Below are 12,292 nucleotides of genomic sequence, written 5' to 3'. Positions count from 1 at the left end.
GAACGAATTTCAGATTTGTTACGAATGAAAATTTTTTGAACCCGATTTTCAATTGAATTCGAGTTTGCGTTAGGGATAGTAGCGGCATCCTTTTATGGAGCCTAAAGCGGAATAAAAGATATAGCGGAAAGCCCGACCTTTATGGTAACGCCCAAAAAAAAATCCCTAACATTATGGCTTAGTTAGGGATTTTAAGTAAACTTGGAGCAAAATTAATATTTTATAAAGTTGTTGATTTTTACATTTTTAGCTTTTAAATCGTGCATTAAATTGTATAAACCAAAGAATGTTCTGTTGATGTAAATGAAATGTTTGGAACCTCGATTTCCATTCATATTTCTTAATTCTGTGCTTTTTGAATAGCGTTCACCTAAATCGGCAATTTGTCCAAAGAACTCATCGTCTGAAAAATCAAATTCTTCCACATGAAATGGTCTTGCAAATAAGCTTAACAATTCGTGAAACATCGCAGTAAAAAACTCAGTTTCTTCTTTAGAATCGTCTGTTCTTAATATTTCTAATTCGTATAATTTTGATTTAAAAAATTCCGGATTTGCTAAATTTTCTTTCTTCGCCAATTCAAAATAAGGAACATAAAAATCATTTGGGACTTCTTTAATACAACCAAAATCTAAAGCAATTAGTTTCGTGTCTTTTGTAATTAAGAAGTTTCCAGGATGCGGATCGGCATGCACTTTTCTTAAATTATGCATTTGAAACATATAAAAATCCCAAAGCGTTTGTCCTAAAATATTTGATTTTTCTGCATCCGTATTATGAGCGGTGAATTCTGATAAATGTTCGCCTGTCATCCAATCCATAGTAATAATTTTTTCCGATGACCATTCAGGATAATACTTTGGAAAAATCAAATTTGGAATAGTGGCGCAAGCTTCAGCCATTTCAATACTTTGTTTGACTTCGTTGATGTAATTGGTTTCTTCAATCAATTTGTCTTCAACTTCTTTGAAATATTTATCAGAATCTTTTCCTTTGATATTGAACATTTTAATCGCAATTGGCTTTACCATTGCCAAATCGGAACTAATACTTTCTGCCACTCCAGGATATTGAATTTTCACAGCAAGATTTTTCCCATCCTTGCTCGCTTGGTGCACTTGACCAATGCTCGCAGCGTTTATTGAAGTGGCGTTAAAAGTGTCAAATATTTCGTTTGGCTGTTTACCAAAGTAATTTTTAAAGGTTTTGTTTACCAATGGTGGCGATAATGGTGGAACCGAAAATTGTGCCAACGAGAATTTTTCCACGTAAGCTCTTGGTAAAATATTTTTATCCATACTCAACATTTGTGCGACTTTCAAAGCACTTCCTTTCAGTTGCTTTAAACTGTCATAAATGTCTGCAGCGTTGTTTTTGTTCAGCGATTCTTTGGCTTCAGCTTCGGTTTTAGTGATTTTATCACCATAATATTTGAGGTAATTCACACCCACTTTTGCACCGGTTTGAATCAGTTTAGAAGCGCGTTGGATTTTTGATGTTGGGATACTATCGATTGTTTTCATGTGATTACATTTTAAATGAGCTTCTTTCTTGCCACATGAATTTTCCGAAGTCAATTAGACTTTTCAAAGGTGCAATATCCATTAAATCAAAACTGGTATTGACTGATTTTTCAATGAAAATATCGGTTTTTTCAAAAGATAGCGAAGTGTCTTCTATCCAAAATTTTAAAGTGAATAAGAATTGGAACCAAGCCATTTCGCTCATGGTTTTTTCTTGAAATTCGATTAACTTTTCTTGTTTTAAATCGATTTTTTCAATTTCTAAAGTATCAAAAAACTGTTTGAAGTGTTTTCTTAAATCTGTTAATTTAGAAAGACTTTTCAATTTGTTTTTATCTTTTTTTAAAAGTGCAATTGTAAAACTTCTGTTTGCGGTTAACATTTCGAAATACGTGAAATAAAAACTTAATAATTTAGTTCGTGCATCATACGATTCGAAATCTTCGCTTTTTTCTAGTAAACTCATTGTTTGCTGAAATAATGAAGTAAAAAAGGTTTTTTCAATTTGTTCAAATGATGAAAAATTCGCATAAAATACAGCTTCTTCAAAGTTGTATTGCTTCGCAAATTTATATACCGAATGTGGCGCTTTGTTATTTTCTAAAAAATAATCAATGTAGAAACCTAAAATATCTTGATTAGTAACCTCTTTCTTCTTTGCCATGACCTTTAAAATTTTATCAAAGATAGATAATGTTTAATTTAAAATCAAAAAAGTTAAACAAAATATTTTGTTAAAGTTCTTTCAAAAAAAACCTCAAGTACATTGCTGTAATTGAGGTTTTTTATTGAATAGTATTATCTAAAATAATATATGTAGTTTTTAGAGGAATTGTTTAAATTTATTTTCTAATTTAGAAATGTAATTAATCTCTTCTTCTTGAATCAAATTTTCTTTTAGTTTAAGCCATTTATCTTTTGCTAAATTTGTCAAGTTTATCCATTTTGAATCTTGTAAAATCATAATATCACTGAAATTGCTTTTTTCTGGATCATCAACAAATTCTTCTAATTTATTGTGAAAATCGATAAAAATTTCAGCTTCAATTTCTGTAATGAAGCCTTCGTCTCGGAATTTTAATAATCCATTACATAAATCTAAATCATCAAAGTATTTACAAATTGTTTCTGAATAATCACTTACGTGATTTTCAATTCCAGCATCAATCCAAACTTTTTTCTGAAACTCATAATGAGATAACTCGAAAAGACTTTCGAACCATCGAAAACGAACATTCTTTCTTAATTCGTTATCCATTTTTTTGATTTTGAAGTTTGGTTTATAATTTACTTAGCTATTAAATAAAAATACCTTACGATTTCTGCTCTTTATTAAAGTAAACCAAGTAGTAATACATTTGTTTTTCTTCGTCCCAACCTTTCTCTACGAATTTCTCCGCGCTTTCTGGGTTGATAAAATCCAATTTAATTTGGATATTCGTGTCCAATTGAATCGTGTTTTTTAACGTACGACGAACATCGGTAACCGCTGCATTTGCAATTGGAAAACTGGATACGTCTTCGATGCTGTATTTTGCGCCTTTATCTACTTTGTAATTTTTGAATTCTGGAATGAATTCTGGATTTTGCATTACTTCATTTAAGAAAGCCGTTTCTTCAAACTCATCATTTTTTGCAAAGTGATTGATAGCACGGTTCATGAACAATACTTCTTGTTGCTTGTCTTCGGCTGGTAAAACTACTTCTTTAGCAAACTCTTGACAGAATTTTAAGTATTTCTTCGTCATGAAGTTTTCATCTTGAAACGCATCAACTGATAAGAAATGTTCTAGCCAATAACGTGCATCATAACGGTTGCTATCTACGGTTAAAATTTTGTAACCTTCTTCTTTTTTATAGTTAAAAATGATACAACCTTTGTCTAATTTGTTCAAGTTGATTCCTTGTTGTAAAATCATTTCTAAGTTGTTACCGTTTTCTTCGAATTGTAAGAAATCGGTTTGTACTTCACTTTTGAAAACTCCGATAGCATCTACTACATTATTATCGATAGAAACGTGTGTAAAATAAGCTACATAAACTTCTCCGTTTTTAATGTGCGGATGATTTGATTGCTCGAAAAGGTGTTTCGTGATTTTTTTTGAAACGTTGTGAATTTCGCTTGGGTTATTAAAAACTTCGGAAGCAAAATTGTACATTTCGTTGTATTCTAAATCTACTTCATGAGCAAACTGAAAGTAGTTTTCCTCTTTTTCTCTGAAAGGTTTAAAGAAAAATTCCTTCAACAAAGGCATGATTTCATCATTCAACCCGTATGGATTTTCAGATAAGAAAATAGCTTCGTTTCTACTTTTATTTCCTACGCGGTGAATAGATAAATTCTCAATATGAGCATTAAATAGATTGATCATTTTTTATAGTTTAGATAAAAGAGCCAAGATAGAACTGATATTGTTTTTTCTTGGCTTTTTAAAGATTGTATTTTGGTTTATTCTTTTCTTTTAGTTCCAGTTTTCTTCAAATCCCATGTCTTCGAAGCTGTCATCACCATCAAACATGTCGAAATCATCATCATCGAAATCGTCTTCAAAGTCACCGTAAATATCGTCATTGGATAAATCACCTCTTAATCCGCTTTGACCTGCTTCTGCTGGTAATTCGCCATGAGAAAATAATAACGCAGGATAGGTTTCACCAGCTTCTTTTTCTTCTTCAATTGCTGCTAATTCCACGAAGAATGTCCACATACTAAAGAAATCATACACATAGACCATCTTAGTATTGTCTTGGTGCATCAAATCATCAATTTTGAAATCCACCATAGTTTTCATTTCACCAGGAACTTCGCCTGTGTCAAACAATGGAATTTCGTCTTCTTCGTTCCAAGTCCAGTCGTCTTCACAAGTAAAGAACGAACCTGTTTCTGTTCCATCAAAGCCAAAAGCGTTTACGATAGCATTGTGTAAATCTTCTAAGGTGTTGTCGCTTTCAATGGCAATATCTCTAAAAATATCTTCTTCAGCATCGAGAATCACTCGGAATTTGTAAATCATAATCTTTGAAATTTTAAGAACTGCAAAAGTAATTATTATTTACGAGAAACTTTTTTGCTTTTGCGAATTGTTGATAAGATTTTAAAATATAGATAATGAGGTTTCAGTCGTTAATCGTTCTAAGGTTTCTAATCCATAAAACGAATTTCCTTTTTTGTTTAATTTCGGACTCCAAACCGCTACGGTGTAATGATTTGGAAAAACCGCAACAACGCCACCACCAACACCACTTTTTCCGGGAAGCCCAACTTTAAACGTGAATTCGCCCGCTTGGTCGTAAAAACCACACATTTGCATTAAAGCATTCATACGCTTGCATTTGCTTGTGGATAGAAATTTTTTATCGCTTTTTGGAATTACGCCATTATTAGCGAAAACTTGAAAACATTTAGCTAAATCCACACAACTCATTTCAATAGAACATTGATGATAATAGAAGTCTAAAACGGCTTCTGGTTCGTTTTTGATGTTGTTGAATGATTTGATAAAGTTTACCAAAGCGGCATTTCGGTAACCAAATGCTTTTTCAGATTGCGCTACATTTTCGTTGTAATTGATATTTGGATTTTCGGTCAGTTCTCTTACGAAATCAAGAAGAAAAGCTTTTGGATTTTCAAAATGTTCTAACATTAAATCGGCAATTACTAAAGCGCCTGCATTGATAAACGGATTTCTTGGAATCCCATTTTCGTTTTCCAATTGCACTAACGAATTAAACGAATTTCCCGAAGGTTCGTAACCTACACGTTCCCACAACTCGTTTCCAATTTTAGAAAAAATAAGCGAAGTCGTAATGACCTTTGAAATACTTTGAATAGAAAATTTCTCCAAAGCATCACCTTTTGTAAACACGTTTTGATGTTTGTCAACCAATGCAATTCCGTATTTATTCGCATCAACTTTTGCTAGTTCCGGAATGTAATCGGCTACTTTTCCGGTGTTTTCGATTTGGATGACTTCGTTGTAAATTCCGTCTAAAATATCTTGGTACGCCATGAAACTAATTTTGGTAAAAATAGTTACTTACAGAAAAGGAATGCGTTTTTTGAGCTCTTTTTTTGATAAAAAATTACCTTTTGAAGGATAGTGTCTTTTTGAGGGGATATTGTTAAAAATTAAAGCAGTTATCAAAAGAATAATTGCGCCAGATAAAACGGGCGAAATCACATAAAAATACCCCAATTCTTTTATTTTATCGGAACCTGCAATGGCAATTAAAGCCGTAGCTCCACCAGGCGGATGTAAGGTTTTTGTAATTTGCATTAATACAATAGATAAGGAAACAGCTAAAGGAGCCGCTACCCAAATTAAATCGGGTAACAATTTATAAATACTAACACCAATTATTGCTGAAATTGCATGACCTCCAATAAGATTTCGAGGCTGAGCTAAAGGACTTTCAATAACTCCATACACCAAAACACAAGAGGCACCAAAAGAACCTATAAGAAAAACTAAGTCCGATGAAGTGAAAATTCTGAATTGCAATAAACTTATAATTCCTAAACCTACAAACGATCCTAAAAAAGCCCAAAAATGTTCTTTAAAATCAATTAAAGTTTCTTTGTATAAAACGTATTTTGCTTTTCTGTAATTGCGTTTTAGCTTTTTTGTTGAGGTCATATTTTGTTATTTGAAAAACTATATACTGTAAATGGATATATTGTTTTTGAAACCTGTTTAGCAACTAAACAAGTCACAAGAATTGGAAATAGCAAACTGTAATCATTAATTAAGCCACATGTTATAAAAATGGCTGTAAATGGTGCATGAATACTTGCACTAAGCATAGCTCCCATACCAATTATCATAAAATTTAAGGGAATTACATTAGTATTAAAAAAAGTATTTAGGACAACAGCCAACAACAAACCAACAAATCCTCCAATAAAAATACTTGGTGCAAAAACACCGCCATCACCACCTCCTGCTAGTGTTAACGAAGTAATGATAGGTTTGAAAATTACAATACTTACAATAGAAAAGAAAATTGGGATAGTTAAAACGATATTATTTGAATTGGCTAAATTTTCTTTTATAGCGTGATATCCATCACCATATAATTGAGGTAGAATGAATAAACCAATACTTATCAATACCGCACTTATTATTATTTTGGTTCTGCTTTTTTTGAAAGAAGTGAATTTATCTTTAATGAATAAAACTGTTTTTGTTAGGTATACAGCATTCATTCCAGAAATAATACCTAAAAGAATAAAATAAGGAAATGCTTTCCAATGCCATTCTTTGATGGTTACATGAAACAAAGGCTTTTCATTCAATAACAAACAAATTAGTATAGAAATAGAAACAGAAATCGTAGTAACCAGTATAAATGTTTTTGAAGCTTTTTTTGAAATTACTTCGTATGCAAATAAAAATCCAGCAAAAGGACTGAAGAATAGCGCTGTAATCCCTGAAGCAACACCTGCACATATTAATTCAACTTTATGACGATTTAATATGTTTTCTTTTTCTTGAGTTATAGATCCAATTGTAGCTGAAGCAACTACTGTTGAAACTTCAATGCCTGTAGAACCTCCAAATATCACCGTGAATAATCCGTTTATGAAATGAGATGGGATTTTATAAATTGGTAAACTGTTTTTTCTTTTTTCGGTAGTTTCAAAAATCTCTTTTATGCCTTTATTTGTTTTTTTGTTAAATAAATAATATCTCAAAACAGCAATTATGGTTAAGCCAATCAATGGAAATATAAAAAGAAAGAGATTGTTTTTTGAAGCTTGATCGAAAAGTAATTCTTCATAATGTTCCGTTCCTCTCTTTAATGAAATCGCTAAAAAAGCAGACAAAAAACCAATTATCATTGCCGCAATAATGAGTTTTTGATATTTGATGAATACAAAATGCTTTTTTATTTGAGTTATACTGCTCATAAATCTAGTTTAAAATGAAGAGAAAAGGCAAATTTAAGGTTTAAGAGATTAAAATAATTTAGAATAAAGTTAAAACTTACAATTCATCCTCAAAAAATGACAGTTCGGTTAGTTTCAATTTTATGGGTGCGATTTCTGTTGCAACTTTGCTTCATCAAAATAAGATAGTTCAAGCGCAAGAACAAAAACAAGAACAAAAACAAGTTCAAGAACAATAACAAAATCAAAAAACGAACATTAGTATTAATCAATTAAAAAAAGCAAAGCGTCTCAGAGAATCTCTGATTAGCACAATCAAAATCAAAAAAATCTTTGTGTAAAAAAAAATTAAAATCATGACAAAATTAATCACCATCATCGCAATGTTTGTCGCTTCGATTGTATCAGCGCAAACACAGTTTGATCAAGGAATGAAAAAAGCCTTACAAACTTGGAAAGACGGAAATTCAAAAGAAGCATTAGTTCAATTCGAGAAAATTGCTTCGGTTGAAAAAACAAATTGGTTGCCAAATTATTACATCGCTTTCATCAATACAACACAAGTTTTTGGTGAAAAAGACAAAGCTAAAAAGGTGACTTTATTGAATGCTGCTCAAAAAGCACAAGATGTTTGTAACGAATTAGCTATGGACAATCCAGAAGTTTTAGTACTACAAGCTATGATTCACACCGCTTGGATTGTATATGATCCAATGACAAACGGACAAAGATTATCGGGTGATGTGATGTACATTTTAAACAAAGCGTACAAAGTTGCTCCTGAAAACCCGAGAGTTGTGTTTCAAAAAGCTTCATTTGAAAAAGGAATGGCGGAATATTTTGGACAAGATACAAAACCAATGTGTGTCCAAATTGAAAAATCTATCGAACTTTTTGCTACTTTTAAACCTGAATCAGCTTTTCATCCAAGTTGGGGATTAGACAAAGCGCAAGAAGCTGTAAAAGCTTGTAAATAAAATTTTTAAAATGAAATATTCAAGAGAAATAGTTAAAGCAATATTGATTGGAATTGTAATTTTTGCAATACTTCAAGGAGTAAATTTGTTAATCAGTAGAAGCTTGCCAAGTCTTGTGACATTAAAATGGAATTTCATTTTTACAATGTTGTATAGTGTGGTGCTTTATTTTGCCAATGCTTTAATTTTTATTCAATTAGATAAACATTTTGAAAAGAACCGGTTTCATTTAAAACGATTGGTAATCGGATTTTTAGCCTCGTTTTTTGTTTCGGGATTGGCTATTTTCTTTTTGCGAATGTTGGAAGATGTTGGGTTTGAAAACAAAACAATTCAAGAATTTATTCAAACCGAAATGCCTGCTAATTATGTTGTAGCAATGGTGATTACGATTATAGTTTCGTTGGTAATTCACTTGGTTTATTTCTACAAATCATATCAGGAAAACAAATTAAAGGAACAGAAAATTATTGCTGGAACGGCTTCGGCACAATTTGAAAGTTTAAAAAATCAAATCGATCCGCATTTTCTGTTTAATAGTTTGAATGTATTGAGTTCGTTAATCGAGGAAAATCCCGAAAGCGCTCAAAAATTCACTACTTCGCTTTCCAAGATTTATCGTTATGTTTTGGAACAGAAAGACAAGGAGTTAGTTTCGGTAGCAGAAGAATTACAATTTGCCAAAACGTACATGAATTTACTGAAAATGCGATTTGAAAACAGCATCACTTTTGAAATTCCGGAAAATTTTGAAAACGAAGAAGCTAAAGTGGTTCCACTTTCGTTGCAATTGTTATTAGAAAATTGCATCAAGCACAATGTAGTTAGCGAAGCAAAACCGTTACATGTAAAGATTAGTATTGAAAATGGTCAGTTAGTCATCACTAACAATCTTCAAAAGAAGGAAGTTTTACAAGACCGAAAAGGCGTAGGATTACAAAATATTGTCAATCGCTACAGAATTTTAACCAAAAGAAAAGTATTGGTGGAAGAAAACGAAAAAGAATTTAAAGTATTTCTACCGATTTTAACTAAACAAATAAGTATTATGGAAACAACATACAATTATAATGAACAAACGGCTTATGACCGAGCGTCAAGAAGAGTCAAAGAAACAAAAGAGTTTTACGGAAGTTTAATTTCCTATTGCATCGTAATTCCGGTTTTAGTGTTTATCAATTTTAGAACTTTCTCAGGATTTCAATGGTTTTGGTTCCCGATGTTAGGTTGGGGAATGGGATTAGTTTTTCACGCTTTTAGAGTTTTCGGTTACGGAAGTTCGTGGGAAGAAAGAAAAATTCAAGAGATTTTGAAAAAAGATCAAGACAAAAGTAATAAATGGGAATAATTAAATTTAAAAAATAAGAAATCATGAGTTTACAAGATAGAATCAATAGTAGAATGGATAAAGAAGCGTTTAAAAACTTTGTTCCATCAAATGCAGAAGAAGCAAGATATTATGAAGCAGTTAAAAGAGTAAAGAAAATCAAAGGATTTTATACACACGCTGTTGTTTATTTAGTCATTAATATTATGATTGTGATTATCAATATTCAAAACTTAAAAGATGGTGAAAGTTATTTTCAAGCGCATAATTTTTTCACCGCTTTCTTTTGGGGATTAGGATTGTTAGCACACGGATTATCGGTATTTTTACCTGATTTTATCATGGGTCAAAACTGGGAAGAGCGTAAGATTAAAGAATTTATGGAGAAAGAAAAAGCGAATAAGTGGGAATAATCAAACGCTGAATATTGAACAACGAATGTTGAATTTTGAAGTTTTAAAACAATGAACATATTAATTATTGAAGACGAAAAACCAGCAGCACGATTGTTGCAGCGCAAGGTTGAAAAATTAGGATTGCAAGTGAATACGATGTTACATTCAGTGGAAGAAGCTATTGAATGGTTTCAAAACAATCCGCATCCTGATTTGATTTTTTTAGACATTCAATTGTCTGATGGTTTGTCGTTTGAGATATTTGAGCAAATCGATATTAAAAGTGCCGTGATTTTCACAACCGCTTATGATGAATATGCTTTGAGAGCTTTCAAATTGAATAGTATTGATTATTTATTGAAACCAATTGATGAAGAAGAACTTTCAATTGCAATTTCAAAATTCAAAAATCAATTTCAAAAAAATACGATTTCGAGTTTAGATTTTGAAGCGATTAAGCGAATGTTAGTCAATCCAGTTGAAAAAGAATATAAAAAGCGATTTTCAGTAAAAATTGGACAACAATTAAAAGTGATTTCAATTGAAGAAGTAGAATGTTTTTACAGCGAAAACAAAGGAACTTATATTCACACTTTAGACAATCGCGATTATTTAATCGATTCCACTTTAGAAGTTGTAGAAACCGAAATCAATCCAAAAGATTTTTATCGCGTAAGCCGAAAATTCATAGTTCCGTTGAAAGCGGTTAAAGAAATTCAGGTGTATTCCAATTCAAGATTAAAAATTATTTTACCAACATACAAAGACGATGAGGTTATTGTAGCAAGAGAACGTGTTGGAGATTTTAAAGAGTGGATTGGTTAACTAAAAATTAAAATAAAACCGCCAATACACAAATAATCCGATTAAAATTAGATACAATGAACTGTTTGAACTTAAAATAATCAAAGCAAAATTATTCCAAAGCTTTTCTTTAACTAGTTTTAAATTGAATTTAATTAACGGAATTATGATTACTAAAAGTACATAAGGTAAATAAGAAGTCAGGCTCACTAAGGTACTAGAATAACTTTTATAAGGTGAATCAAAATAGAAAATATTCATATTTGTGCTTAAAACAAACATGTAGTAGAATAAAATTTGTCCAAACAGAATTAAAAGTAATTTGATTGCATTGAAGTTATTGTTTTTTCTATTTTTTACATAATTCACTAAAAAGCAAACTGAACTCATAAAAAAGAATAATCCGCAAAACACTAAAAATAGACGTAAAATATCATTGTTATGAGGTATTTGATACGAAGCTAGTTTTTCAAATTCTTCATTTTTTGGAAATAAAGAATCGACTTTTAGGATGTGATTTCCTTTTGCTAGTTCTTCTTTGATATTGAATTGAATGGTTTTGTCGTATTTATGATAGAAGTATAAATTCACGGTTCCGTTCGTGTTATCCCAAATGGAAGTTAATAACGTTCCATCACCAATTTTTTCTCTGCAAACATGCATGGTATCGGATAATTTTCGGCAAAATTCTAAATCGGTTTTTAATTTGTTATTCAAAAATAAAACACCATTTTGATAACGTTCTAATTTAGAAGCGTCTTCTTTTGAAGTTATAGATGGACAAAAATTTGATAAAACATAACTTGCCTCATTTCCCGAAATTATTTTGTAAGGTTCTACCACAATATATTTCCCGGATTTATCAACGTAAATAAAAACATCTTCTATAAAATAACTGTAATCGTATTTTTCAATATATTTTTTTACATCTTCAACAGTTTTGCAAGTATGAAGAATGTCTTTTAGATATTGGGTTGGATTGGTTATTTTTAGGCGGTTTTTAAAATTGGAATTTTCGCTTTCAGGATGATACGATGCTAATCTTGAAAAAACCAATCCATGTTCATTCATTCCCGATTGTGGTGCATAACCATTTGTTCCATCAAAACGTGAGCCTGTAAAAGCAGCACCAAAAGAACCTTTTTTGTTCCCAATTTCAAACCAAATATGAGGTGTTGTTCTCCAAGCATCTTCATTACAACCCACCATTGTTTTACCATTTTTGGTCACTTTGTACATGCTGCATGTGTTTCCAATATTTACTGATAAAATAAATAAAAGGGCGAAAATGATTTTGAAGTTTTTCATATTGTTCCATTAGGTATAAAAATAAAACGATTGAAATGTCAAAATGTTACATTCCTAATAAAACAGAA

Annotated in this window: 13 protein-coding genes; 4 read left to right on the top strand and 9 right to left on the bottom strand. The window is 31.2% G+C overall.

What is annotated here, in order from left to right; translation table 11 throughout:
- Positions 1-212: 212 nt before the first annotated feature.
- The 8 genes from B0I03_RS07290 to B0I03_RS07255 all read right to left on the bottom strand — a co-directional run bounded on the left by B0I03_RS07290 (position 213) and on the right by B0I03_RS07255 (position 7,434).
- Entirely contained in the window at positions 213-1,523 is a 1,311-nt protein-coding gene (locus B0I03_RS07290) for an ABC1 kinase family protein (protein ID WP_111567017.1), read from the bottom strand.
- A gap of 4 nt (positions 1,524-1,527) precedes the next feature.
- Positions 1,528-2,187 (bottom strand): TetR family transcriptional regulator C-terminal domain-containing protein, encoded by a 660-nt coding sequence (locus B0I03_RS07285; protein ID WP_111566799.1) that lies wholly within the window; start codon positions 2,185-2,187, stop codon positions 1,528-1,530.
- Positions 2,188-2,346: 159 nt separating this feature from the next.
- Positions 2,347-2,781, bottom strand: a complete 435-nt coding sequence (locus B0I03_RS07280) for a hypothetical protein (protein WP_111566798.1) — start codon at positions 2,779-2,781, stop codon at positions 2,347-2,349.
- 55 nt (positions 2,782-2,836) lie between these two features.
- A complete protein-coding gene (locus B0I03_RS07275) occupies positions 2,837-3,895 on the bottom strand; it encodes a nucleoid-associated protein (RefSeq protein WP_111566797.1) in 1,059 nt (352 codons plus the stop codon).
- Positions 3,896-3,985: 90 nt separating this feature from the next.
- Positions 3,986-4,537 carry an IS1096 element passenger TnpR family protein gene (locus B0I03_RS07270; protein ID WP_111566796.1) on the bottom strand — a complete coding sequence of 184 codons (552 nt, stop codon included), beginning with the start codon at positions 4,535-4,537 and terminating at the stop codon, positions 3,986-3,988.
- Positions 4,538-4,618: 81 nt separating this feature from the next.
- Positions 4,619-5,533, bottom strand: coding sequence for a glutaminase (locus tag B0I03_RS07265; RefSeq protein ID WP_111566795.1), 915 nt, complete (start codon positions 5,531-5,533; stop codon positions 4,619-4,621).
- Positions 5,534-5,560: 27 nt separating this feature from the next.
- The gene (locus B0I03_RS07260; RefSeq protein WP_111566794.1) at positions 5,561-6,160 is read right to left on the bottom strand and encodes an HPP family protein; all 600 of its coding nucleotides are present in this window, start codon (positions 6,158-6,160) and stop codon (positions 5,561-5,563) included.
- Complete coding sequence (locus B0I03_RS07255) at positions 6,157-7,434, bottom strand: chloride channel protein (RefSeq protein ID WP_111566793.1); 1,278 nt, start codon at positions 7,432-7,434, stop codon at positions 6,157-6,159. The genes B0I03_RS07260 and B0I03_RS07255 overlap by 4 nt, the downstream gene beginning before the upstream one ends.
- 335 nt (positions 7,435-7,769) lie before the next feature.
- Here B0I03_RS07255 and B0I03_RS07250 point away from each other — a divergent pair, with 335 nt between their 5' ends.
- From B0I03_RS07250 to B0I03_RS07235, 4 genes are read left to right on the top strand one after another with little or no spacing between them, the layout of a single operon-like run.
- Positions 7,770-8,390 carry a hypothetical protein gene (locus tag B0I03_RS07250; RefSeq protein ID WP_111566792.1) on the top strand — a complete coding sequence of 207 codons (621 nt, stop codon included), beginning with the start codon at positions 7,770-7,772 and terminating at the stop codon, positions 8,388-8,390.
- 10 nt (positions 8,391-8,400) lie between these two features.
- Positions 8,401-9,738 carry a histidine kinase gene (locus tag B0I03_RS07245; protein WP_111566791.1) on the top strand — a complete coding sequence of 446 codons (1,338 nt, stop codon included), beginning with the start codon at positions 8,401-8,403 and terminating at the stop codon, positions 9,736-9,738.
- 23 nt (positions 9,739-9,761) lie between these two features.
- The gene (locus B0I03_RS07240) at positions 9,762-10,130 is read left to right on the top strand and encodes a 2TM domain-containing protein (RefSeq protein WP_111566790.1); all 369 of its coding nucleotides are present in this window, start codon (positions 9,762-9,764) and stop codon (positions 10,128-10,130) included.
- Between the two features lie 51 nt (positions 10,131-10,181).
- A complete protein-coding gene (locus tag B0I03_RS07235) occupies positions 10,182-10,937 on the top strand; it encodes a LytR/AlgR family response regulator transcription factor (RefSeq protein ID WP_111566789.1) in 756 nt (251 codons plus the stop codon).
- On the opposite strand, the gene B0I03_RS07230 is transcribed toward B0I03_RS07235, so the two are convergent.
- The gene (locus tag B0I03_RS07230; protein ID WP_111566788.1) at positions 10,938-12,224 is read right to left on the bottom strand and encodes an Ntn hydrolase family protein; all 1,287 of its coding nucleotides are present in this window, start codon (positions 12,222-12,224) and stop codon (positions 10,938-10,940) included. It lies immediately after the preceding gene.
- Between the last annotated feature and the right edge of the window lie 68 nt (positions 12,225-12,292).

Source organism: Flavobacterium aquaticum (assembly GCF_003259835.1).
GTDB classification, from domain to species: Bacteria; Bacteroidota; Bacteroidia; order Flavobacteriales; family Flavobacteriaceae; genus Flavobacterium; species Flavobacterium aquaticum.
The sequence above is the reverse complement of the archived record's forward strand: the minus strand, read 5'-3'. Positions and strand labels throughout refer to the sequence as shown.

Bases quoted from the DNA above. Each gene is read 5' to 3' on its own strand.
- B0I03_RS07250 (WP_111566792.1), top strand. From the start codon at position 7,770: ATGACAAAATTAATCACCATCATCGCAATGTTTGTCGCTTCGATTGTA.
- B0I03_RS07240 (WP_111566790.1), top strand. From the start codon at position 9,762: ATGAGTTTACAAGATAGAATCAATAGTAGAATGGATAAAGAAGCGTTT.
- B0I03_RS07290 (WP_111567017.1), bottom strand. From the start codon at position 1,523: ATGAAAACAATCGATAGTATCCCAACATCAAAAATCCAACGCGCTTCT.
- B0I03_RS07280 (WP_111566798.1), bottom strand. From the start codon at position 2,781: ATGGATAACGAATTAAGAAAGAATGTTCGTTTTCGATGGTTCGAAAGT.
- B0I03_RS07255 (WP_111566793.1), bottom strand. From the start codon at position 7,434: ATGAGCAGTATAACTCAAATAAAAAAGCATTTTGTATTCATCAAATAT.
- B0I03_RS07245 (WP_111566791.1), top strand. From the start codon at position 8,401: ATGAAATATTCAAGAGAAATAGTTAAAGCAATATTGATTGGAATTGTA.
- B0I03_RS07270 (WP_111566796.1), bottom strand. From the start codon at position 4,537: ATGATTTACAAATTCCGAGTGATTCTCGATGCTGAAGAAGATATTTTT.
- B0I03_RS07230 (WP_111566788.1), bottom strand. From the start codon at position 12,224: ATGAAAAACTTCAAAATCATTTTCGCCCTTTTATTTATTTTATCAGTA.
- B0I03_RS07285 (WP_111566799.1), bottom strand. From the start codon at position 2,187: ATGGCAAAGAAGAAAGAGGTTACTAATCAAGATATTTTAGGTTTCTAC.
- B0I03_RS07260 (WP_111566794.1), bottom strand. From the start codon at position 6,160: ATGACCTCAACAAAAAAGCTAAAACGCAATTACAGAAAAGCAAAATAC.
- B0I03_RS07235 (WP_111566789.1), top strand. From the start codon at position 10,182: ATGAACATATTAATTATTGAAGACGAAAAACCAGCAGCACGATTGTTG.
- B0I03_RS07265 (WP_111566795.1), bottom strand. From the start codon at position 5,533: ATGGCGTACCAAGATATTTTAGACGGAATTTACAACGAAGTCATCCAA.
- B0I03_RS07275 (WP_111566797.1), bottom strand. From the start codon at position 3,895: ATGATCAATCTATTTAATGCTCATATTGAGAATTTATCTATTCACCGC.